At 70.0% G+C, this 21,077-nt stretch carries 20 protein-coding genes; 9 read left to right on the forward strand and 11 right to left on the reverse strand.

All coding sequences use genetic code 11. The features are described from left to right. The first annotated feature begins 83 nt into the window (after positions 1 to 83). Positions 84 to 1,043 carry a glutathione synthase gene (gene gshB / locus CKY28_RS05375; RefSeq protein WP_095997302.1) on the forward strand — a complete coding sequence of 320 codons (960 nt, stop codon included), beginning with the start codon at positions 84 to 86 and terminating at the stop codon, positions 1,041 to 1,043. Positions 1,044 to 1,080: 37 nt separating this feature from the next. Then, complete coding sequence (locus tag CKY28_RS05380) at positions 1,081 to 1,689, forward strand: DedA family protein (protein ID WP_095997303.1); 609 nt, start codon at positions 1,081 to 1,083, stop codon at positions 1,687 to 1,689. On the opposite strand, the gene CKY28_RS05385 is transcribed toward CKY28_RS05380, so the two are convergent. Continuing rightward, the gene (locus CKY28_RS05385; RefSeq protein WP_095997304.1) at positions 1,674 to 2,558 is read right to left on the reverse strand and encodes a tyrosine recombinase XerC; all 885 of its coding nucleotides are present in this window, start codon (positions 2,556 to 2,558) and stop codon (positions 1,674 to 1,676) included. The two genes, CKY28_RS05380 and CKY28_RS05385, sit on opposite strands and share 16 nt — an antisense overlap. Before the next feature lie 239 nt (positions 2,559 to 2,797). Between CKY28_RS05385 and CKY28_RS05390 the strand changes: the two genes are divergently transcribed. Further along, positions 2,798 to 4,966 (forward strand): primosomal protein N', encoded by a 2,169-nt coding sequence (locus CKY28_RS05390; protein WP_095997305.1) that lies wholly within the window; start codon positions 2,798 to 2,800, stop codon positions 4,964 to 4,966. 142 nt (positions 4,967 to 5,108) lie between these two features. On the opposite strand, the gene CKY28_RS05395 is transcribed toward CKY28_RS05390, so the two are convergent. The 8 genes from CKY28_RS05395 to CKY28_RS05430 form a co-directional block, all read right to left on the reverse strand. After that, complete coding sequence (locus tag CKY28_RS05395) at positions 5,109 to 5,360, reverse strand: ATP synthase F1 subunit epsilon (RefSeq protein ID WP_095997306.1); 252 nt, start codon at positions 5,358 to 5,360, stop codon at positions 5,109 to 5,111. Between the two features lie 5 nt (positions 5,361 to 5,365). Continuing rightward, entirely contained in the window at positions 5,366 to 5,647 is a 282-nt protein-coding gene (locus tag CKY28_RS05400; RefSeq protein ID WP_095997307.1) for a hypothetical protein, read from the reverse strand. A gap of 36 nt (positions 5,648 to 5,683) precedes the next feature. After that, positions 5,684 to 7,156 (reverse strand): F0F1 ATP synthase subunit beta, encoded by a 1,473-nt coding sequence (atpD, locus tag CKY28_RS05405; protein WP_095997308.1) that lies wholly within the window; start codon positions 7,154 to 7,156, stop codon positions 5,684 to 5,686. A 60-nt stretch (positions 7,157 to 7,216) separates the two neighbouring features. Then, on the reverse strand, positions 7,217 to 7,492 hold the full coding sequence (locus tag CKY28_RS05410) for a DUF2442 domain-containing protein (RefSeq protein ID WP_176472964.1): 276 nt from the start codon (positions 7,490 to 7,492) through the stop codon (positions 7,217 to 7,219). Beyond that, positions 7,492 to 7,752: a DUF4160 domain-containing protein gene (locus tag CKY28_RS05415; RefSeq protein WP_095997309.1), complete on the reverse strand. Its 261-nt coding sequence runs from the start codon at positions 7,750 to 7,752 to the stop codon at positions 7,492 to 7,494. The genes CKY28_RS05410 and CKY28_RS05415 overlap by 1 nt, the downstream gene beginning before the upstream one ends. A gap of 7 nt (positions 7,753 to 7,759) precedes the next feature. After that, a complete protein-coding gene (locus CKY28_RS05420) occupies positions 7,760 to 8,641 on the reverse strand; it encodes a F0F1 ATP synthase subunit gamma (RefSeq protein ID WP_095997310.1) in 882 nt (293 codons plus the stop codon). Positions 8,642 to 9,013: 372 nt separating this feature from the next. Next, positions 9,014 to 10,543: a F0F1 ATP synthase subunit alpha gene (atpA, locus tag CKY28_RS05425; RefSeq protein ID WP_095997311.1), complete on the reverse strand. Its 1,530-nt coding sequence runs from the start codon at positions 10,541 to 10,543 to the stop codon at positions 9,014 to 9,016. Between the two features lie 2 nt (positions 10,544 to 10,545). After that, positions 10,546 to 11,127 (reverse strand): F0F1 ATP synthase subunit delta, encoded by a 582-nt coding sequence (locus CKY28_RS05430; RefSeq protein ID WP_245841613.1) that lies wholly within the window; start codon positions 11,125 to 11,127, stop codon positions 10,546 to 10,548. A gap of 191 nt (positions 11,128 to 11,318) precedes the next feature. Here CKY28_RS05430 and CKY28_RS05435 point away from each other — a divergent pair, with 191 nt between their 5' ends. After that, positions 11,319 to 12,347 (forward strand): bifunctional transcriptional activator/DNA repair enzyme AdaA, encoded by a 1,029-nt coding sequence (locus tag CKY28_RS05435; RefSeq protein ID WP_095997312.1) that lies wholly within the window; start codon positions 11,319 to 11,321, stop codon positions 12,345 to 12,347. A gap of 54 nt (positions 12,348 to 12,401) precedes the next feature. Continuing rightward, on the forward strand, positions 12,402 to 14,018 hold the full coding sequence (locus tag CKY28_RS05440) for a hypothetical protein (RefSeq protein WP_095997313.1): 1,617 nt from the start codon (positions 12,402 to 12,404) through the stop codon (positions 14,016 to 14,018). A 10-nt stretch (positions 14,019 to 14,028) separates the two neighbouring features. On the opposite strand, the gene CKY28_RS05445 is transcribed toward CKY28_RS05440, so the two are convergent. After that, positions 14,029 to 15,540, reverse strand: a complete 1,512-nt coding sequence (locus CKY28_RS05445; RefSeq protein ID WP_095997314.1) for a gluzincin family metallopeptidase — start codon at positions 15,538 to 15,540, stop codon at positions 14,029 to 14,031. A 123-nt stretch (positions 15,541 to 15,663) separates the two neighbouring features. Between CKY28_RS05445 and CKY28_RS05450 the strand changes: the two genes are divergently transcribed. From CKY28_RS05450 to CKY28_RS05460, 3 genes are all read left to right on the forward strand, one after another. Continuing rightward, the gene (locus tag CKY28_RS05450) at positions 15,664 to 17,190 is read left to right on the forward strand and encodes a TadA family conjugal transfer-associated ATPase (protein WP_176472965.1); all 1,527 of its coding nucleotides are present in this window, start codon (positions 15,664 to 15,666) and stop codon (positions 17,188 to 17,190) included. Between the two features lie 47 nt (positions 17,191 to 17,237). Then, positions 17,238 to 18,422 carry an aspartyl protease family protein gene (locus CKY28_RS05455; protein ID WP_095997316.1) on the forward strand — a complete coding sequence of 395 codons (1,185 nt, stop codon included), beginning with the start codon at positions 17,238 to 17,240 and terminating at the stop codon, positions 18,420 to 18,422. A 67-nt stretch (positions 18,423 to 18,489) separates the two neighbouring features. Continuing rightward, the gene (locus CKY28_RS05460; RefSeq protein WP_095997317.1) at positions 18,490 to 19,290 is read left to right on the forward strand and encodes a class I SAM-dependent methyltransferase; all 801 of its coding nucleotides are present in this window, start codon (positions 18,490 to 18,492) and stop codon (positions 19,288 to 19,290) included. Between the two features lie 45 nt (positions 19,291 to 19,335). Here CKY28_RS05460 and phaR read toward each other — a convergent pair whose 3' ends face one another. Continuing rightward, on the reverse strand, positions 19,336 to 19,875 hold the full coding sequence (gene phaR / locus CKY28_RS05465; protein WP_095997318.1) for a polyhydroxyalkanoate synthesis repressor PhaR: 540 nt from the start codon (positions 19,873 to 19,875) through the stop codon (positions 19,336 to 19,338). A gap of 13 nt (positions 19,876 to 19,888) precedes the next feature. Between phaR and CKY28_RS05470 the strand changes: the two genes are divergently transcribed. Further along, complete coding sequence (locus CKY28_RS05470) at positions 19,889 to 20,974, forward strand: alpha/beta fold hydrolase (protein WP_425442485.1); 1,086 nt, start codon at positions 19,889 to 19,891, stop codon at positions 20,972 to 20,974. Positions 20,975 to 21,077 lie beyond the last annotated feature (103 nt).

The raw sequence follows: 21,077 nt of genomic DNA on the forward strand, positions 1-21,077 counted from the left end.
GCTGGGGTCGCTGGCCGAGAGCGCACCCGGTCCGAACCACGCGATCCCAGCTTGCGCTGGGATGACGAGAGAAGGAGAAGCTCGTGCCCCTCACCGTCGCCGTGCAGATGGACCCGCTGGAGGGAATCAACATCGCGGGCGACTCCACATTCGCGCTGATGGTGTCGGCGCAGGCGCGGGGGCATCGGCTGTTCCACTATACGGCGGACCGGTTGAACTACTCGGCCGGGCGGGTCTGGGCGCGGGCGAACCCGGTGACCGTCGAGCCGGTGCAGGGCGCGCATTTCCGGTTCGGGAAGGCGGTCGGCCTCGACCTGGGCGAGGACGCGGACGTGGTGCTGATGCGTCAGGACCCGCCGTTCGACCTGGGCTACATCACCGCCACGCACCTATTGGAGCGGATCGCCGACCGCACGCTGGTGGTGAACGACCCGGCGAGCGTCAGGAACGCGCCGGAGAAGCTGTGGGTGCTCGACTACGCCCGCTTCATGCCGCCGACGCTGATCACCCGCGAGCTGGACGAGGCGCGCGCCTTCCTGCGCGAGCACGGGGAGATCGTCGTCAAGCCGCTGCACGGAAACGGCGGCAAGGCGATCTTTCACGTCCGGGCCGACGGGGAGAACCTGTCGGCGCTCATGGAAGTGTTCAACGTCCAGTATCGCGAGCCGCACATGGTGCAGGCGTTTCTTCCCGCGGTGGCGAAGGGCGACAAGCGCATCGTGTTGGTCGACGGCGAGGTCGCGGGGGCGATCAACCGCATGCCGGGCGCGGGCGAGATCCGGTCCAACCTGGCGGTCGGGGGCTCGGCGGAGAAGACTGAGCTGACAGCGCGCGAGCGGGAGATCTGCGACGCGCTCGCGCCGGAGCTGAAACGGCGCGGGCTCCTGTTCGTCGGCATCGACGTGATCGGGGGCGAGTGGCTCACCGAGATCAACGTTACTTCGCCCACCGGCATCGTCGCGATCGAGCGGTTCGACGGGACGGACGTGGCGGGCATGATCTGGGATGCCATAGAGCGCGGAGTCGCCGAGCGGCGGGGTTGACGGAACCTCCCCCGCCCTCCCCGCGCTCTCACCTCCCGTGACCGACTTCATCATCCGCGCGATCGCCTGGGGCGGGTATTTCGGCATTTTCCTGCTCATGGCCGCCGAGAACGTCGTGCCGCCCATCCCGTCCGAGGTGATCATGGGCCTGGGCGGCATGGCGGTCGCGCGGGGGCATATGGACCTGTGGCCGCTGGTGCTGATCGGCAGCGCGGGCACGACGATCGGCAATTACTTCTGGTACTGGGTCGGGCGGAAATACGGCTACCGGGGGCTCCAGCCCTTCATCGACCGGCACGGGCGCTGGCTGACGCTGGAATGGGAGGACGTGGAGCGGCTGGTGCGCTTCTTCCGGCGCAAGGGGCACTGGGTCGTGTTCGTGTTCCGCTTCCTGCCCGCGTTCCGGACGATGGTGTCGCTGCCCGCGGGCATGGCGGCGATGCCGCGGATCAAGTTCTTCGCCTGGACCTTCGCGGGGTCGGTGATCTGGAACCTCATCCTGGCGCAGGCGGGGGTCATCCTTGGCACCGAGTTCCGCGAGCTCGACCGCTATGTCGGCCCGGTAGCAGTGGGGACGACGGTGCTCATCGTCGCGGTGTACGTGTACCGCGTGGTGACGTGGAAGCCGCGTCAGGCGCGGGGGTGAGCATTACGATAAACATCTATAAGGTGCGCGGCGTCGACGGCGGTGTAGATCTGCGTGGAGCTGAGGCTGGCATGGCCCAGCAGCTCCTGGAGCGCGCGGAGGTCGGCGCCGCGGCCTAGCAGGTGGGTGGCGAAGCTGTGGCGGAGCGCGTGGGGGGTGGTGCGGTCGGACAGGCCCAGCTTGGCGCGGGCGCGGCGGACGCCCAGGCGGATCGCGCCGGGCGATAGCGGGCCGCCTCGCACACCGCGGAACAGGGGTGCGTCCTTCGAGACGGGCCAGGGGCATGCCTGCGCATAGGCCTCCACCGCTTCGCGAACCTGGGGCAGCAGCGGGACGATGCGCGTCTTGTCGCGCTTGCCGGTGACGGACAGCGTTTCGCCCAGCGGGAGGACGGCGCCGGTCAGCCCCATCGCTTCGCCGATGCGCAGGCCCGCGCCGTAGAGGAGCATGAGCACCGCCCAGTCGCGCGCGGCCATCCAAGGTTCGCGCGCGTCCTCGGCGACCTCCTCGGCGAGCGCCAGCGCTTCGTTCGGTGCGATCGGGCGGGGGACGCCGGGCTTGACGCGCGGGCCCCGGAGGCGGGGTGCGGGCGTGCCCTCCCCCACCCAGGCGAGGAAGGCGCGCACGGCGGATAGCTCGCGGGCGGCGGACGCGTTACCCAGGCCGTCGCCGCGGCGGCGGGCGAGGTACGCGCGCAGGTCGGCGGCGGCGACGTCGCGCAGGCGCTCGCGGGCGACCGGGCCACCCCAGTGGTGCTGGAGGAAGTCGAGTAGGCGTTCGGCGGTGGCCTGGTAGGCGCGGACGGTGTGGATCGAGCGGCGGCGGTCGCGGAGGAGGTGGGCGGCGAAGGCGGCGGGGAGGTCGGTCACGGGTTCACCCTACCTGCCATCCACTTCCCTCGTCACCCCGGACTTGTTCCGGGGTCCACCGTCGTGCGTGCACTCCCGTTGACGAGCGCGCGCCATTGTCCGTCCAATGCTCATACACGGTTCGCCCGGACTACGATGGGTCCCGGAACAAGTCCGGGGTGACGGGTTTGGTTGTGGCAAGCACCGGAACAAAACAAAAACAGTTCACCTTCCGGCGCTTACGCCCCATATAGCGCCGCATGTCGCGCGTCCGCGTCCTCGTGCTGAACTCGGCCCTCGGCCCCCTCGACTATCGCGTGCCGCACGGGCTCGCCGTCGAGCCGGGGTCGATCGTCGTCGCGCCGCTAGGGCCGCGGCAGCTGCTGGGCGTGGTGTGGGAGCCCGACCGGCTGCCGTCCGAGAACGAGGTGGGCGACAACCGCCTGCGAAACATCCTGGCGGTCGCCGACGCGCCGCCCGTGGGCGAGCCGCTGCGTCGCCTGATCGAGTGGACGTCGGACTATTACCTCGCCCCGCCCGCGTCGGTAATGCGCATGACGCTCGCCTCCACCTCCGCTCTGGAGGGGACGCGCATGGTGGTCGAGTACCGCGCGACGGGCGCGACGCCGCCCCGCCTGACGCCGCAGCGCAGCCAAGCGCTGGAGCGGATCGGCACGCGCCAGGGGCTGATCCGCGAGCTCGCCGCCGTCGCCGACGTGTCGGAGGCGGTGATCCGCGGGCTGGTCAAGTCGGGCGCGATCGAGGCCGTCGAGGTCGACGTCGACAGCCCATATCCCGTTCCCGACCCGGAGCACGCGCCGCCCGAGCTGTCGCCGGAGCAGCGCGAGGCCGCCGACACGCTGGTCGCGGGCGTCGCGGCGCAGGCGTTCGAGCCGACCTTGCTCGACGGCGTCACGGGGTCGGGCAAGACCGAGGTCTATTTCGAGGCGGTCGCGGAGGCGGTGCGCGCGGGCAAGCAGACGCTGGTGCTGCTGCCCGAGATCGCGCTGACCGAGCCGTTCCTCAAGCGCTTCCACGACCGGTTCGGCTGCGAGCCGGTGGCGTGGCACTCCGGCCTGCGCTCGACGCAGCGCAGACGGGCCTGGCGCGCGATCGCGAGCGGCGAGGCGCGCGTGGTGGTCGGCGCGCGCTCGGCCTTGTTCCTGCCCTATGCGAACCTGGGCCTGATCGTCGTCGACGAGGCGCACGAGACGAGCTTCAAGCAGGAGGACGGCGTCCATTACCACGCGCGCGACGTGGCGGTGATGCGCGGGCGGTTCGAGGGCTGCCCGGTGATCCTGGCGTCCGCCACGCCCGCGATCGAGACGCGCCAACAGGTCGTGCTCGGCCGCTACAAGGAGGTGCGGCTCCCCGCGCGCTTCGGCGGGGCGGAGCTGCCGGAGATCGAGGCGATCGACCTGCTCGCCGAGCCGCCGGAGCGCGGGCGTTGGCTGGCACCGCGGCTCATCCAGGCGCTGGAGGACCGGATCGAGAAGCGCGAGCAGTCGCTCCTGTTCCTCAACCGCCGCGGTTACGCGCCGCTGACGCTATGCCGGACGTGCGGGCATCGGTTCCAGTGCCCCAACTGCACCGCCTGGATGGTCGAGCATCGCCTGACGCGCCGGCTCGCGTGCCACCATTGCGGGCATATCGAGCCCGTGCCGCGCGTGTGCCCGGAATGCCAAGCGGAGGATACGCTCGTCCCCTGCGGGCCGGGCGTGGAGCGCATCGCCGACGAGGTCGCGGCGCGATGGCCGGAGGCGCGGGTCGCGATCGTCACCTCCGACACGATCTGGTCGCCCGCCAAGGCCGCCGAGTTCGTAGGCCGCATGGAGGCGGGCGACATCGACATTGTGGTCGGCACGCAGCTCGTCACCAAGGGCTATCACTTTCCCAACCTGACGCTGGTGGGCGTGGTCGACGCGGACTTGGGCCTGGAAGGCGGCGACCTGCGCGCCGCGGAGCGGACGTTCCAGCAGATCCGCCAGGTGTCGGGCCGCGCGGGCCGCGGGGCCAAGCCGGGCCAGGTCTACGTCCAGACTCACAGCCCCAAGGCGGGCGTGATGCAAGCGCTGGTCACGGGCGACGCGGAGGCGTTCTACGACGCGGAGACGGAGAGCCGCCGCGAGGCGGGCGCGCCGCCCTTCGGCCGCTACGCCGCGATCATCGTGTCGTCGGAGGAGCAGGCTGCGGCGGCCGAGATCGCCGGGCTGATCGGGCGGAGTGCACCGCACGAGGAGGGCATGCACGTCTATGGCCCCGCGCCCGCTCCGCTGGCGATGCTGCGGGGACGGCACCGCTACCGGCTGCTGGTGCACGCCAGGCGGGCGCTGGACGTGCAGGACGTGATCCGGGAGTGGCTCGGCAACCTGGTGTGGCCGGCCAAGGTGCGGGTGACGGTGGACGTGGACCCGTACAGTTTTCTGTAGCTAGGCCGTCCTACCTAGGATCAACCCTGCCCCGGCGAAGGCCGGGGTCCAGCTACGGTGCGCTCCGAGAAATGCGTACCCACATCGGTCGCCGTGACTGGGCCCCGGCCTTCGCCGGGGAAAGAGGGGCCTTGCGAGCGCGTCAGTCCACCCGCTCGGCGAGCACGGTCAAACCGCGGGCGTTCACCTCCGCAAAGCCGCCGGAGATCGCCACCGTCTCGGGTTGGGCGTTGGGCGCGCGGTACACGGACAGCGCGCCGTCGCGAATCGTGGACATGAAAGGCGCATGGCCCTCAAGCACGCCGAAGTCGCCGTCCGTCCCGGGGACCACGACCATGTGCACCTCCTCCGAGCGGACGAGGCGTTCGGGGGTGACGAGTTCGAAGTGGAGCATTGGACCTACAGCTTGAGAATGGCGAGCACGATGCCAGCGATCGCGACCTGACTACCGACCAGTGAGAGCGTCAGCTGACTACGGAGTTTTTCCAAGTCGCTCCGCAATTCATGCTTCACGGCGTCGAGTTTGACATCAATCGACGTACGAAGGCTTTCCAGGTCCGCTTTGGACGCTGCACCCTCGTTGACCGAACGGCCGATCGCGGCGGCGATGGCCTCGGCGTGTTCCGGGGAGAGTTCGGCGGCGCGCAGGTCGCGCGCGATCGAGAGCGTGTCGATGTGCACGACCGCAGCTCTAGCCGAACTCCCGCCCTGAGTCGATCAAGCCTGCTGCGCCAGCTTCTCGGCCTTGGCGACCGCCTCGTCGATGCCGCCGACCATGTAGAAGGCGGCCTCGGGCAGGTGGTCGTATTCGCCGTTCACGACCGCCTTGAACGAGCGGACCGTGTCCTCGAGCTGGACGAACTTGCCGGGGATGCCGGTGAAGACCTCGGCGACGTGGAAGGGCTGCGACAGGAAGCGCTGGATCTTGCGCGCGCGGCTGACGGTCAGCTTGTCCTCTTCGGACAGCTCGTCCATGCCCAGGATGGCGATGATGTCCTGGAGCGACTTGTAGCGCTGGAGGATCGACTGGACGGCGCGCGCCGTCTCGTAATGCTCCTGGCCCACGGTGCGCGGCTCGAGCACGCGGCTGGTGGAGTCGAGCGGGTCGACGGCCGGGTAGATGCCGAGCTCCGAGATGGCGCGCGACAGCACGGTGGTGGCGTCGAGGTGCGCGAACGAGGTCGCCGGCGCGGGGTCGGTCAGGTCGTCGGCGGGCACGTACACGGCCTGCACGCTCGTGATCGAGCCCTTGTTGGTCGACGTGATGCGCTCCTGCAGGCCGCCCATGTCGGTCGACAGCGTCGGCTGGTAGCCCACGGCCGACGGGATGCGGCCGAGCAGCGCCGACACCTCCGCGCCCGCCTGGGTGAAGCGGAAGATGTTGTCGACGAAGAAGAGCACGTCCTGGCCCTCTTGGTCGCGGAAATATTCGGCGATCGTCAGGCCCGAGAGCGCCACGCGGGCGCGGGCACCCGGCGGCTCGTTCATCTGACCGAAGACGAGCGCCACCTTGGACCCTTCGGAGATCGCCTCGCCCGCCTCGTTCTTGGCGATCACGCCCGCGTCGAGGAACTCGTGGTAGAGGTCGTTGCCCTCGCGGGTGCGCTCGCCGACGCCGGCGAACACCGACGTGCCGCCGTGACCCTTGGCGATGTTGTTGATCAGCTCCTGGATGAGCACGGTCTTGCCGACGCCCGCGCCGCCGAACAGGCCGATCTTGCCGCCCTTGGCGTAGGGCGCGAGCAGGTCGATGACCTTGATGCCGGTGACCAGGATCGCGTTCTCGGTCGACTGGTCGACGAACTCCGGCGCCGCGGCATGGATCGGGGCGCGCATGGTGGTGCCCACGGGACCGCGCTCGTCGATCGGCTCGCCGACGACGTTCATGATGCGCCCCAGCGTCGCCGGGCCGACGGGCACCGAGATCTGCGCGCCGGTGTCGTTCACGGTCTGGCCGCGGGTCAGGCCCTCCGTCGAGTCCATCGCGATGGTGCGCACCGTGTTCTCGCCCAGGTGCTGCGCGACCTCGAGCACGAGGCGATTGCCGTTATTGTCCGTCTCCAGGGCGGAGAGGATCGGCGGCAGGTGGTTGTCGAAGTGCACGTCCACGACCGCGCCGATGACCTGCGCGATGCGGCCTACATTGTTGGTGCCCGTCTGCGGGCGGATCATTTCAGCGGCGGTCGCCATCGGTTCTACCTTCTCGTTCAGTCGTTCACGCTACCTGGGAAAATGGTAGCAGGATGTTGATCAGCCCAGCACGCATTCCCCGTGCGTGACGATGTCGTCGTGCATCCGGTCGGGCGCGAGGTCGAGTTCACCGGGCCAAGTGATCGCCCCCATCTCGACCCTGGCCTCCGCGAAATGAGCAGGCTCAGCCAAGTGGGTGAAAACGCCGCGGAAGAAACCGGAGCCGAACCGCACCACTCCCTCCACGCCGTCCACGAACCGCACCCTCATCGCGCGCTGGTCGACCCATTCCATGTCGGTGACGCGCCAAGGGGCGCCGCTTTGAAGCGCCGGCATCACGGCAGCGGAGCGATCTTCACGGGTGTCGCGCCCGCGCTCGCCGCCTCCCATGCCGCCATGAGCTCCGCCTGATGCTCGCGCGTCCATTCAAGCACCATAGCCAAGGCGCGCTTGGGAAGCGACCCGTTCAGAACCGAAGCCGACATGATCTCGATCTGCGCCTCGTGCTCCGCGTAGCGCGCGTGGAAGTGCGGCGGCGCATGATCGAACCAGTAGACCTGGACTACGATGCCGTAGAATATGCTGAGCGTGGGCATGCACGGCTCAGAGCGCCTCCGCGCCCGAGATGATCTCGACCAGCTCGGTCGTGATCGCGGCTTGGCGGGTGCGGTTATACTGGATGGAGAGGCGGTTGATCATATCGCCCGCGTTGCGGGTCGCGTTGTCCATCGCGTTCATGCGCGACCCCTGCTCGGACGCGGCGTTCTCCTGGAGCGCGCGGAAGAGCTGGACGGCGATGTTGCGAGGGAGCAGCTCGGCGAGGATCGCCTCTTCGGACGGCTCGTACTCGACGACCGCATCGGATGCGGCCGCGCCGGCCGCGCCGGCCGACGCGAGCGGGACCGGGATGATCTGCCGCTCGGTCGGTTCCTGGACGAGGGCGGACACGAACTTGGAGAAGAACAGGTGGGCGACGTCGAACTCGCCCGCCTCGTAGCGCGCGATCAGGTCGGTCGCGATCGCCTGGGCATCGCCGAAGCCCACCGTCTTGACCTGGCTCAGGTCGTGATCGCCCATCACCGCGTCGGGGTAGAAGCGGCGCAGCACGCGGCCCTTCTTGCCGGCGAAGTAGAAGCGCACGGTCTTGCCCTGCGCGCGCAGCTCCTCGGCGGTGCGGCGGGCGGCGCGGACGATGTTGGTGTTGAACGCGCCCGCCAGCCCGCGCTCGGAGGTGGCGACGACGAGCAGGTGCACCTGGTCGCGGCCGGTGCCCGCGAGGAGGCGCGGCGCGGTGGACGACGCGCCGACGCGGCTCGCGAGGCTCGCCATGACGCCCTCCAGCCGCTCGGCATAGGGGCGGCCGGCCTGGGCGGCCTCCTGCGCGCGGCGCAGCTTGGCGGCGGCGACCATCTTCATCGCCTTGGTGATCTTCTGCGTCGACTTCACGGAGCCGATGCGGAGCTTGAGCGCCTTGAGGCTGGCCATCTTAGTTCCTTGTACCGCTTCGTGAGCGGGCATTCTTCGCTTCTAATCGAGCTTCGAGTATAGCTGCGACCGCCTGCTCCCGGATTTCACGTCGGGCGCTTTCGACTGCCTTGTCCACGTACTCGGGCATAAATCCGTGAGTACCGTCTATGGTAAGCTGCTGAAACGCTCGCTTGAACTCAGCTTCCGGGCCAGAACATTTCCCGAAAGCACCAGCTAAGATCAGATCAGCAGCCTCATCCGTACCCGCATAATAGTTTGCATGAACGGCTACACACGTTCCCCATGCCGATCGTGTTTCGAAGCTACGCTGCAGAGCTTCTGGCGGTCCAAGCTGTGCTTGCTGTGACAGTAGCAGGACCGCCATAAAAATCATGCAAACGTCTTCGCGAACTGGTCGAGCGCGCTCTTCAGCTGACCCTTAACCTCGTCGCCCAGGTCGCGGCTGTCGCGGATCGCGGCGAGTACGCCCGGATGGTTCGCGCGCATGTCGGCGAGCATCGCCGCCTCGTAGCGCGTGACCTGCTGGACGGGCACGTTGTCGAGATAACCGTTGGTGCCGGCGAAGATCGACACCGTCTGCTCCTCGAAGGGCATCGGGTTGAACTGCGGCTGCTTGAGCAACTCCGTCAGGCGCGCGCCGCGGTTGAGGAGGCGCTGCGTGGAGGCGTCGAGGTCCGAGCCGAACTGCGCGAACGCGGCCATCTCGCGATATTGCGCGAGCTCGAGCTTGATTGAGCCGGACACCTTCTTCATCGCCTTGGTCTGCGCCGCGGAACCCACGCGAGAGACCGAGAGACCGACATTGATCGCCGGACGGATGCCCGCGAAGAACAGGTCGGTCTCAAGGAAGATCTGGCCGTCGGTGATCGAGATGACGTTGGTCGGGATGTAGGCCGACACGTCGCCCGCCTGCGTTTCGATGATCGGCAGTGCCGTCAGGCTACCGTTGCCGTTCTCGTCGTTCATCTTCGCCGCGCGCTCGAGCAGGCGCGAGTGGAGATAGAACACGTCGCCCGGATACGCCTCGCGGCCCGGCGGGCGGCGGAGCAGGAGCGACATCTGGCGATAGGCGACGGCCTGCTTCGACAAGTCGTCGTACACGATCACGGCGTGCATGCCGTTGTCGCGAAAATACTCGCCCATCGCGCAGCCCGTATACGGTGCCAGGAACTGAAGCGGCGCCGGCTCGGAGGCGGTGGCGGCGACGACGATGGAGTATTCCATCGCGCCGTTCTCCTCCAACGCGCGGACGATCTGCGCGACGGTGGAGCGCTTCTGACCCACGGCGACGTAGATGCAGTAGAGCTTCTTCGACTCGTCGTCGCCTGCGTTCACGGTGCGCTGGTTGATGAAGGCGTCGAGCGCGACGGCGGTCTTGCCGGTCTGGCGGTCGCCGATGATCAGCTCGCGTTGGCCGCGGCCGACGGGCACCAGCGCGTCGATCGCCTTGAGGCCGGTCTGCACGGGCTCGTGCACCGACTTGCGCGGGATGATGCCGGGCGCCTTCACCTCGACGCGGCGGCGCTCGGCGCCGACGATCGGGCCCTTGCCGTCGATCGGGTTGCCGAGGCCGTCGACCACGCGGCCGAGCAGGCCGCGGCCGACGGGCACGTCCACGATCGTGCCGGTGCGGCGCACGGTGTCGCCCTCGCGGATCTCGGCGTCCGAACCGAAGATCACCGCGCCGACGTTGTCGGCCTCGAGGTTCAGGGCCATGCCCTGCACGCCGTTGGCGAACTCGACCATCTCGCCCGCCTGGACGTTGTCGAGGCCGTAGATGCGCGCGATGCCGTCGCCGACCGACAGCACCTGCCCCGTCTCGGAGACCTGCGCCTCCGTGCCGAAATCGGCGATCTGTTGCTTGATGACGGCCGAGATCTCGGCGGCGCGGATATCCATGTTCAACCTTTCATCGCGTGGGCGAGAGTGTTCAGACGGGTGCGGATCGAGCTGTCGATCATCGTGGAGCCGATGCGGACGACGAGCCCGCCCAGGAGCTCGGGGTCGACGGAGAGGTCGACGCTGACCTCGCGGCCGAGACGTGCACGGAGCTGCTGCTTCAGCTCGACGACCTGGTCCTCGGTCAGCGGGTGCGCGGAGGTGACCTCCGCCGTGGTCTCGCCGCGATGGCGGCTGGCGAGCAGACGGAAGGCACGGACGATGGCGGGGAGCTGGCCCAGCCGGCGGTTCTCCGCGAGCACGCCCAGGAAGTTTGCTGTCGTCTGGTCGAGGCCGAGCGGGCCGGCGGCGGCCTGGACGGCGCGGCGCGCCTCCGTGCGGCTGACGAGCGGGCTGGTGGTCAGGCGGCGGAAGTCGTCCGACTGCTGCACGGCGTCACGGACGCGGGTGAGGCCCGCCTCGACGGAGTCGATGGTGCGGGCGTCGCGCGCGATCTCGAACAGCGCGGAAGCGTAGCGCCCCGCCAAGCTGGCCTGGATATCGCCGCCTACGCTGCCGCCAATGCTACCGCCGGATGCCTCCACGCGATCGGTTTCCTCGCAAGAACAATGGATAGGCCCGCCGGGCCCTGCGCGGGCGCAGGTCAGGGGCTCGGATTGGCGCGGCGGCTAGCATGGGGGCGGCGGCGATGCAACGGGGTGGTCGGCCCCGCCCTCCCCGCTTTGGCCGCAAGCCGCGGGATGCGGTCGGCGACGACTCCCGCCATAACGGCCGCATGACCAGCATCGACCTCGACGCCGCATGGGCGGCCTTCGACGCCCGCGACCGTTCCGCCGACGGGCGGTTCGTCGTCGCGGTCAGGACCACGCGCATCTACTGCAAGCCGTCCTGCCCGGCCCGGCGGCCCAGGCGGGAGAATGTGGAGATGCTGGCGGACGGTGCGGCGGCGCGGGCGGCGGGGTACCGCGCGTGCCTGCGCTGCCGCCCGGATGAGGCGGGGCGTGATAGCGTCGCCGTGGCCAGGGCCGTCGCGCTGATCGAGGCGGCGGAGGAGGTGGTGCCGCTGGCCGAATTGGCCGCGCAAGTCGGCTATGCGCCGCACCATTTCCAGCGCGTCTTCACCCGCGCGCTGGGCGTGAGCCCCGCGGCCTATGCGCGCGGGCTCCGGGCGAAGCGCGCCGAGACGGCGCTGGACGAGGAGGCGAGCGTGACGGACGCGATCTACGAGGCGGGCTATTCGGGCCCGAGCCGCTTCTACGAGGGCGTGGGATCCCGGCTCGGGATGACGCCGGGCGTCAGGCGCAAGGGAGCCGAGGGCGTGGCGATCCGGTGGACGGTGACGCCGACCAGCCTGGGGCCGCTGCTCGTGGCGGCGACGGACAAAGGGCTGTGCCGCGTGGCGTTCGAGGACGGCCCCGACGAGCTCGCCCGCCGCTTCCCCGGCGCGGACATCAGTTCGGACGAGGGCGGGCTCGCGCAGCTCGTCGCGGAGGTTGTCGACATGGTGGAGCGGCCCGGGCGCGACGCGGCGCTGCCGCTCGACGTGCGCGGCACCGCGTTCCAGGAAGCGGTCTGGGCGGCGCTCAAGGCGATCCCGCCGGGCGAGACCCGCACCTACGCCGAGCTGGCCGCGGCGGCCGGCAACCCCAGCGCGGTGCGCGCGGCGGGAACGGCGTGCGGCGCGAACCAGCTCGCAGTCGTGATTCCCTGCCACCGCGCGCTCAGGACGGGCGGCGGGCTCGGCGGCTACGCCTACGGCCTGGAACGCAAGCGGGCGCTGCTCGATCGGGAAAGGCGTGGTTAGCGGTTTCTAAAGCACGCGGGCCTATGCCGACACCCCTAGGAGGAGCGGCGTAGGATGAAGCACTGGCGACCCGACGAAGGCGGCGAGCCGATCGCGCTCGGGGACTCGAGCGTCCTGGAGGGCGGGGTCGCCGACGCGGCGATCCGGCGCGGAGCAACGCCCTGGTGGCGCTCGCCGCGCGCGCAGCTGGCGCTGCTGGCGGTCGCGACCTGGTGGTGGCTACGCGACGCCGCGGTGTCGCACGACGTGGTGTGGCAGTTCTGGATCGCCCGGCAGATGCTCGGCGGGTGGCGGCTCTACACCGACATACTCGAGCTTAATCCGCCGCTCTGGTTCTGGTCCGCCGTCCCCGTCCAATATGCGGCGGAGCTCGCCGGCGTTCCGCCCGTCAGGCTGCTGATCGGCGCGATCGTGGCCGGAGGCGCGGCCGGTGCGTTGCTGTTCGACGCCGTGTCGGGCGCGACCGACGCCGCCCGCCGACGCGACATGATGGTCGCGATCTTCCTGATCGGCGTCGTCATGCCGTTGTACAACCTAGGCCAGCGCGAGCCGTTGGCGCTGATCTGCGCCATCCCCTATGTCGGGCTGGCGGCGGCGCGGCGCGAGGGCCGGACGGTGGCGACCTCCGTCGCGCTCGCCATCGGCTTGTTCGCCGCTTACGGGTTCGCCCTTAAACACTATTTCATCGCGGTTCCCGCGCTGCTGGAACTCTGGATCCTGGCGGGGAGGCGCGGCGCTTGGCGGCCCCTCCGCCTCGAAACGGCCGCCCTGCTCGGCTGCGCGATCGCGTACGGCGCGTCGGTGCCGGTGTTCGCGCCCGACTTCCTGCGGGTCATGGTGCCGATGGTCGGGCTCGCCTATCACGGGTACGAGGTCCAGCCGTTCCAGATGTTCGACGAGCTGCCGCAGCTGGTCTGGCTGGCGGCCCTGGGTGCGCTGCTCCTCTATCGCCCCCGGCGGGGCGAGCCGTCGCAATCGATGTCGACCGCGTTCCTGCTCGCCGGGATCGGCTTCGCGGTCGCCTACTTCGCGCAGCGGAAGGGCTGGCACTATCACGCCGTTCCGGTGACGGGCATGCTGCTGCTCGCCGTGGTGGCGCGGCTGGCGCATGCGGGCGAAAAGCGGCGTCCGCTGGGTGCGGTGGCGCTCGCGCTGGGCGCGCTCGCCTCCTGGCACCTCGGCGCCTACCGAAACATGATCCGCCACGACAGCGACCCGCTTCTCCGGACCGTTCCGCGCGGCGAGGCGGTCACCTTCTGGGCGAGCGACCCGTCCTGGGCTTGGCCCATGGTCGAGGAGTACGGGCTTGTCTGGACGTCGGGCTACTACGCCCACTGGATGCTTCCCGCTATCGCCAGCGCCGAGATGGTCGGCCCGCGCAGCCCTGCGCTGGACGCGCTCGGCCGCGAGGTCCGCGACCGGACCTATCGCGAGATGCGCTGCCGTCCGCCCGCGGCGATCTTCTCGGAACGGGGAACGCCCTATTACTCCGTCCGTCCCGCCGGATTCGACACGACGGCCTTTTTCCTGCGCGATCCCCGCATGGCCGAGTTCGTCGAACGGCACTATGTCCGCGAGCGTTCGACCAGGTGGTTCGACGTGTTCCGGCTGAGGAGCGCGCCTCGGCCGGCGGGCGCGTCGTGCCTGCGCACGCGTCCCCCGTCCGGCTGAGCGGCCCCGCTCACTCCTTTTTCGCCCGGTCCTCCTTCGCGATCGCGTCGAGCGCGGCCGGGCCGGCCACGCCCGAGTCGAGCATCGCGATGAGCCGCGCGGCCGGGTTGTCCGCGGGCGCGTGCGGATTGTAGGCGAGCGGGCGCAGCGCGCGCTTCGCCTCGGCGACCTTGCCGTCGGCGAGATGCTGGCGGACCGAGCGGAAGCGGAGCCCCGGGTCCTGGGGCGCGAGCTCCAGCGCGCGGTGCAGGCCCGCGACCGCGGACGCGCTCGGCTTGACCTTCGCCATGTCGAAGCTGTCGTAGAAGAGCTGAAGCGCCGCCGCGCCGTCCGGGTTCACGCGGTTCGCCTTGACGATCCAGGAGCGCGCCTCTGCCCAGACCTTGGGATCGGTCGCCGCCGCATCCGCGGCGCGGCGAAGGCGTACCTGCGCCTTGTAGAGCAGCGCCTGCACCGATCGGGGATCCGCCGCCAGCGCACGGTCGGCGGCCGCCTCCGCCTCGTCCAGCCGCCCGGTGTCGTACGCCATCTCGGCGAGCCAGCCTTGCGCGACCGGGTCGGCCGCGTAAGGCCTCGCCGCCTTTTCGGCGCGCGCGTAGAGCGCCTTCGCCTCCTTCTCGGTGACGCCGCGGGTCGAGACCATGCGCATCTCGACCAGCGCCGCCTCGCCGGGCGTGAGCGGGCGCAGGTCGACCTTCACCGGCGCGAGCCGGGAGCGGAGGATGCTGAAGCCGGACAGCTTGCCGCGAACGTATTTCTCCAGCGTGCGGTCGAGCGCCGACAGGTCGCCGAAACTGTCCTGCGCCGCCTTGACCGACGGCACCCCGGAGTTGAACTTGATGAGATAGTTCTGGAGCTGCTTACGACGCTCCGAGTCGGTCAGGAGGTAGTGGGTGAACGCCCAACCGCGCCCGTAGATCTGGTTCATGAGGTCGTAGCCGGTACGCCGGCCGGGATCGAACAGCGCGATCATGGGAGCGCCCATCGCCGCGCCGATGCTGTAGGCGCGATGGTTGGCGGCATGCCCGACCAGCACCGCTTCCCCGTCGATCGAGGCGGTGGAGTAGAACTCCGCAAGGCCCTCCGACAGCCAAGCCGGGTAGGCGACCGACGAGTTCGACAGGGTGAAGTGGTGCGCATATTCGTGGAAGAGCACGATCTGCGGCGTCAGCGCGAACTTGCCCCCGCCGTCGCCGCGGCGCGGCGTGAAGGCCACCGCGCCCGCCGCCCGCGGGATGTAGAAGCCGGCGGTACTGGAGTCCCGCGCTAAGCGATGGATGTCGGACAGGTCGTCCACGACATAGACGGTGACGGGATTGGCCGCGCTCTCCGGCGTGTCGGGGATGCCGGTCAGGAAGCGCATGGTTCCGTCCAGCGTCTCCAGCCGGTTGGCGAGCTCGGCCACCGCGGCCGGCGTGCCTTCCGAGTAGACGGTGAAATGGCGCGAGCTGGCCTTGTGCCAGTCGGCGTGCGCCGGCGCGGCGGCCGCCAGCAGCGCCAGCGATGCGAGTGCTGACCTCATGCGATCCCTCCTGTTCCGCCCTGGGTAGCACCGACGCGCCGCGCCCGCCAACGGCGGGGTGGTTAGGGGAATGTAAAGCCTTCTCGCCTACCTCCTGCGTCGATCGGGAGGAATGTGTCTGCGATGAGTGCGTTCGGGCGTCGTGGCGGAATGAGTGGCGGCGGCGGGGCTCGCGCCTTCGGCGTGGCCAAGCCGATGCAGGGCGCCGGTCCGGCGCGCCCGGAGCCGGACGCCGGCGACCAGTTTCCCGCGATCGAGTCGATCCCGCTGCCGGGCGAGGCCGCCGCGCCCGCGCCCAGCATGCCCGGCATGCCGATGGACGCGATGCAGCGGCTGGCCGAGCGGCAGGCCGCGTCCGGCGACGCGGCGAACAGCCGCGCCGAGGGGTTCGAGTCCTCGATCCACCGCATCAAGGAGCAGGTGCTCCCCCGCCTGCTCGAGCGCGTCGATCCGGAAGCCGCGGCGACGCTGGGCAAGGACGAGCTGGCCGAGGAGTTCCGGCCGATCATCGGCGAGGTGCTCGCCGAGCTCAAACTGACGCTCAACCGGCGCGAGCAGTTCGCGCTGGAGAAGGTGCTCGTCGACGAGCTGTTGGGCCTGGGGCCGCTCGAGGAGCTGCTGGCCGACCCCAACGTGTCCGACATCATGGTCAACGGCCCCGAGCAGACCTATGTCGAGCGCAAGGGCAAGCTCGAGCTCGCCAACGTCCAGTTCCGCGACGAGGAGCATCTATTCCAGATCGCGCAGCGCATCTGCAACTCGGTCGGCCGCCGCGTCGACCAGACCACGCCTTTGGCCGACGCGCGCCTAAAGGACGGGTCCCGCGTCAACGTGATCGTGCCGCCGTTGTCGCTCCGCGGCACGGCGATCTCCATTCGTAAGTTCTCCGCCAAGCCGATCACGCTCGACATGATGGCGGGCTTCGGATCGATGTCGCCGAAGATGGCGACCGCGCTCAAGATCGCGGGCGCGAGCCGGTTCAACGTCGTGATCTCCGGCGGCACCGGTTCCGGTAAGACGACGATGCTCAACGCCCTGTCGAAGATGATCGACCCGGGCGAGCGCGTGCTCACGATCGAGGACGCGGCCGAGCTCCGGCTGCAGCAGCCGCACTGGCTGCCGCTCGAGACCCGGCCCGCGAACCTGGAGGGCCAGGGCGAGATCAGCATCCGCGACCTCGTCAAGAACGCGCTGCGTATGCGCCCCGACCGCATCATCCTGGGCGAGATCCGCGGCGCCGAGTGTTTCGACATGCTCGCCGCCATGAACACGGGCCATGACGGCTCCATGTGCACGCTCCACTCGAACAGCCCCCGCGAGGCGCTGGCGCGTATGGAGAACATGGTGATGATGTCGGACATCAAGGTGCCCAAGGAGGCGATCAGCCGCCAGATCGCCGATTCGGTCGACATGATCATCCAGGTGAAGCGCCTGCGCGACGGCTCGCGCCGCGTCACCAACGTGACGGAGGTGATCGGCATGGAAGGGCCGGTCATCGTCACGCAGGAGCTGTTCAAGTTCGAGTATCTGGACGAGTCGGCCGACGGCAAGATCATCGGCGAATACCGCTCGATGGGCCTGCGCCCCTACACGCTCGACAAGGCCAAGCAGTTCGGCTTCGACCAGGCGTTCCTGGAGTCGTGCCTCTAGGCGGGCGGGTTCCGGAGACGACGGCGCTGGCCTAGGCTGGCGCGACGATGCGCCGTCTTCCGCTCCTCGCGCCGCTGCTCCTCGCCGCCGCGGTCCCATCGCAGACCGCGCCGCGCCCGGCTGGCCAATACGCGCTCGCGCCGGATGCGGAGGCGCGCTGGGTGCCGTTCGAGCTCACACCCGCCAACCAGATCCGCTTCGACGCCGCCGTGGACGGCAGGCCCGCCTCCGCGATCCTCGACACGGGCGTCAGCTCGTCCGTGCTGTCGCGGAGCTTCGCCGGCCTCGACCCCAAGCGCGTGCGGGCCGACGGCAAGGCGACCGCGATCGGCGGGGCGGTGGCGGTCGGCTGGACGCCGACGGCGCGCGTCGAGATCGGGCCGCTGACGCGCACGGGCGGCGGGCTGACGGTGGCGACGCTGCCCGCGATCGCCACGGGAAGCGAGCGGCGGGTGGACCTGCTGGTGGGCGCGGACATGCTCCGGGCGCACGCCCTGGAGATCGACGGCGAGCGCCGGCGCTTCCGCCTGCTTCCGTCGGGCCGCCTGCCCTTCACCGGCCCGACCGCGCCGCTGACGGTGTCGCCGTCGCGGGGCGTGTACGAGAGCGAGATCCGGCTGAACGGCCGGCGCGTGCGGCCGATGATCGTCGACACCGGCGACGGATCGGCGATGACCGTCACGCGCCCCGAATGGCAGGCGGCGCGCACCGGCGCGCTGCCGATGACGAGCGCGGTGTCGTACGGGCTGGCCGGACCGGCGGTTAGCGGCCTGGCGGTCATGCCGCGGCTCGAGCTGGGGGAACTTGCGGCGCGCGACGTCGAGATGCGGATCGAGGAACCGGGCGGCTTCTCGCAGCGCGTCGGCGCGGCCGGGCGGATCGGGGCCGGGTTCCTGGGGCGCTACCGCGTGCTGCTCGATCCCGGCGCGGGGCGCATGGTGCTCGTCCCCGGCCCGAACTCGGGCGCGCCGCCCGTCCGTTCAACGAGCGGGCTGCTCTTGGGCGTGCTGCCCGACCGGCTGCGCGTGCTCCACGTGATGCGTGGCGGGCCGGCGGCGGCCTCGGGCTGGAAGGACGGCGAGACGATCTGCTCGGTCGACGGGGTGCGGGTCGCGCCCGGCTACGCCGCCCTGCCGCTCGCGCGGTGGACGGCGGGCGAGCCGGGCCGCGTCGTGCGGCTCGTCACCTGCGGCGGTGCGGAGCGGACGTTGACGCTCCGGCGCTTCTACTGACGGGCGGTTGCGCGAGCGGAACGGCGCGGGCATGGTTCCGGTCGTCTGACTTCAGGAGCCGGCAGCCATGAACCGCCTGCCTCTCGCACTCGCCTCGGTCGCCGTCATCGCCTCGGCGGCCTGGGCGCAGCAGGTCCGCGTGCCCAAGGAGATCGCCGCCGTCGTGGCGTCGCCGACGCGCACGCCCGCCAACGTCCAGCGCGACCGTCACCGCCATCCGGCGGAGACGCTCGCCTTTTTCGGCGTGCGGCCGAACCAGACGGTGGTCGAGTTCAGCCCCGGCAGCGGCTGGTACACCGAGATCCTCGCGCCCATGGTCAATAAGGGCCGCGGCCAATATGTCGCGCTGGTCTCGACCGCGGGCGCGGATCGCGCGCGCAAGCTGATGGCGGACAAGGCGGCCGTGTTCGGTCCGACGCGCGTCGAGACGGTCGATTTCGCCACGGGGGCTTCAACGATGTCGGCGGGGACCGCGGACGTGATCCTGACGTTCCGCAACGTCCATAACCTGCTGATGCAGGCCGATCCGGCGGTCGCGGGCAACGCGTTCAAGGCGTTCCATGCGGCGCTGAAGCCAGGCGGCGTGCTGGGCGTGGTCGACCATCGACTGCCGGAGGAGATGGACACCGCCAAGGAGAAGACGAGCGGCTACATCAAGCGCTCCACGGTGGTGCGCCTGGCCGAGCAGGCCGGCTTCCGGCTCGCGGGCGAGTCGAACGTCAACAGGAACCCGCGCGACACGCACGACCATCCGGAAGGCGTGTGGACGCTGCCGCCGACGCTCCGGCTGAAGGACGTGGACCGGGCGAAGTACGAGGCGATCGGCGAGAGCGACCGCTTCACGCTGAAGTTCGTGAAGCCGCGGTAAGTTTTCCCACCCCTCTCCCGCTTTCGCGGGAGAGGGCAGAGGAGTTCACCCCGCCAGCTTGTCGACCTTCTCGCGCAGCTGTGCCAGCTCCGCCTTCAGCGCCGCGATCTCCTCGTCCTTGGACGGCGTCGGCTTGGCCGGCGCGGGCTTGAACGCGGCGGTGGCGGCCTCCAGCATCGCCATGTTGCGCTTGGCGAGCTCAGCGAAGGGCGATCCCGCCCAGGCGCCCTCGACGGCCGAGCGGAACTGTTCCTGGTTGCGGCGGAACGTATCCATCGACGCTTCCAGATAGCCCGGCACCACCGCCTGCATCGAATCGCCGTACATCGCGATCAGCTGGCGCAGGAAGGGGACGGGCAGCATGGTCTGGCCGCGGCTCTCCTCCTCCATGATGATCTGGGTCAGCACGTTGTGCGTGATGTCCTCGTCCGTTTTGGCGTCCACGACCTTGAAGTCGCGGCCCGCGCGCGTCATCGCCGCCAAGTGGTCGAGCGTGACATAGGACGACGACTCGGTATTGTAGAGGCGGCGGTTCGCGTATTTCTTGATCACGACGACGCCGTCGCCGGTGCTGTTCTTTGGCATGGACGCTGCCCCTATGGACTCGAGCGACCCTAGGCCGAACCACGTTGCGCCGCAACATGGACCCGATCGCGGGCCGCGGCCGCTGCCCTTGTTCCTGGAGATGCTGGCGCGCGAGACGGACGGCGCGCCCGAGCGGCGGTCCGCGGCGCTGGCGGGACTGCGCGCGTACCAAAACGCGCAGCGGCCCGCACCGCCGCCTCCCCTGCCCGTCGCGCGCCGGATCGGGCGGACGACGCTGTACCAGGCCGGGACGGGCGAGCCGCCGCTGCTGTTCGTGCCGTCGCTGATCAACCCGTCGAGCATCCTCGACCTGGACGAGGAACGCTCGCTCGTCCGCTGGGCGGCGGCCCAGGGCCATGCCGCGCACCTGCTCGACTGGGGCTATCCGGACGCGGACGAGCGCGACCTGGACGTGGGCGGGCATGTCGAGCGCTACCTGCTGCCGACCATCGCCGGGTTCGAGCGCCCGCCCGTGCTCGTCGGCTACTGCCTGGGCGGCACGATGGCGATCGCCGCGGCGGTGCGGGCCCAGGTCGCGGGGCTCGTCACGATCGCCGCGCCCTGGCGCTTCTCCGGCTACGGCGCGGATGCGCGCGCGGTGATGGCGGAACTCTGGGCCGCCGCGAAGCCCGCCTGCAAGCGGCTGGGGTCGGTGCCGACGGAGGTGCTGCAGGCGGGCTTCTGGCGGCTCGACCCTGCGCGCACGGTCGCGAAGTACGAGGCGTTCGGACGCGTGGCGTCCGGCTCTGCCGAGGCGGCGCGCTTCGTCCGGCTGGAGGACTGGGCCAACGCCGGCGCGCCCCTGACCTACGCGGCGGGCCGGCAGCTGTTCGAACGCTTCGTCGGCGTGGACGAGCCTGGGATGGGGGACTGGCGCGTCGCGGGCGGAGTGGTCGCGCCCGACCGCCTAGGCTGCCCGGTCCTGGAGATCGTGTCGACGAACGACCGGATCGTGCCTGCCGCCACCGCCGCGCATTTAGCCGACCGCCGCGAGTTGGCCACGGGTCATGTCGGTATGGTCGTGGGTGGTGCGCGGGAGCAACTGCGGCGCGCAATAGCGGACTGGCTGGACGAGTGTATCACGTCAGCAACACGGTAACCTGCGGTAATCGCGAAGAAAGTTTCCGCTCGATTCTGTGTCGCCGAGGCAACAGTCGCAAACGAAACCATCTGTAGTCGAGCATGGACTTGCAGAAAGCCGT

The organism is Sphingomonas lenta (assembly GCF_002288825.1).
GTDB classification, from domain to species: Bacteria; Pseudomonadota; Alphaproteobacteria; order Sphingomonadales; family Sphingomonadaceae; genus Sphingomonas; species Sphingomonas lenta.

What these genes read in the sequence shown, in the direction of transcription:
- phaR (WP_095997318.1), bottom strand. Translation starts at nt 19,875, where the DNA reads ATGCCAAAGAACAGCACCGGCGACGGCGTCGTCGTGATCAAGAAATAC.
- CKY28_RS05450 (WP_176472965.1), top strand. Translation starts at nt 15,664, where the DNA reads ATGAGTGCGTTCGGGCGTCGTGGCGGAATGAGTGGCGGCGGCGGGGCT.
- CKY28_RS05440 (WP_095997313.1), top strand. Translation starts at nt 12,402, where the DNA reads ATGAAGCACTGGCGACCCGACGAAGGCGGCGAGCCGATCGCGCTCGGG.
- CKY28_RS05395 (WP_095997306.1), bottom strand. Translation starts at nt 5,360, where the DNA reads ATGCTCCACTTCGAACTCGTCACCCCCGAACGCCTCGTCCGCTCGGAG.
- CKY28_RS05445 (WP_095997314.1), bottom strand. Translation starts at nt 15,540, where the DNA reads ATGAGGTCAGCACTCGCATCGCTGGCGCTGCTGGCGGCCGCCGCGCCG.
- CKY28_RS05415 (WP_095997309.1), bottom strand. Translation starts at nt 7,752, where the DNA reads ATGCCCACGCTCAGCATATTCTACGGCATCGTAGTCCAGGTCTACTGG.
- CKY28_RS05435 (WP_095997312.1), top strand. Translation starts at nt 11,319, where the DNA reads ATGACCAGCATCGACCTCGACGCCGCATGGGCGGCCTTCGACGCCCGC.
- CKY28_RS05410 (WP_176472964.1), bottom strand. Translation starts at nt 7,492, where the DNA reads ATGCCGGCGCTTCAAAGCGGCGCCCCTTGGCGCGTCACCGACATGGAA.
- CKY28_RS05460 (WP_095997317.1), top strand. Translation starts at nt 18,490, where the DNA reads ATGAACCGCCTGCCTCTCGCACTCGCCTCGGTCGCCGTCATCGCCTCG.
- CKY28_RS05470 (WP_425442485.1), top strand. Translation starts at nt 19,889, where the DNA reads ATGGACTCGAGCGACCCTAGGCCGAACCACGTTGCGCCGCAACATGGA.
- CKY28_RS05455 (WP_095997316.1), top strand. Translation starts at nt 17,238, where the DNA reads ATGCGCCGTCTTCCGCTCCTCGCGCCGCTGCTCCTCGCCGCCGCGGTC.
- atpD (WP_095997308.1), bottom strand. Translation starts at nt 7,156, where the DNA reads ATGGCGACCGCCGCTGAAATGATCCGCCCGCAGACGGGCACCAACAAT.
- CKY28_RS05390 (WP_095997305.1), top strand. Translation starts at nt 2,798, where the DNA reads ATGTCGCGCGTCCGCGTCCTCGTGCTGAACTCGGCCCTCGGCCCCCTC.
- CKY28_RS05420 (WP_095997310.1), bottom strand. Translation starts at nt 8,641, where the DNA reads ATGGCCAGCCTCAAGGCGCTCAAGCTCCGCATCGGCTCCGTGAAGTCG.
- atpA (WP_095997311.1), bottom strand. Translation starts at nt 10,543, where the DNA reads ATGGATATCCGCGCCGCCGAGATCTCGGCCGTCATCAAGCAACAGATC.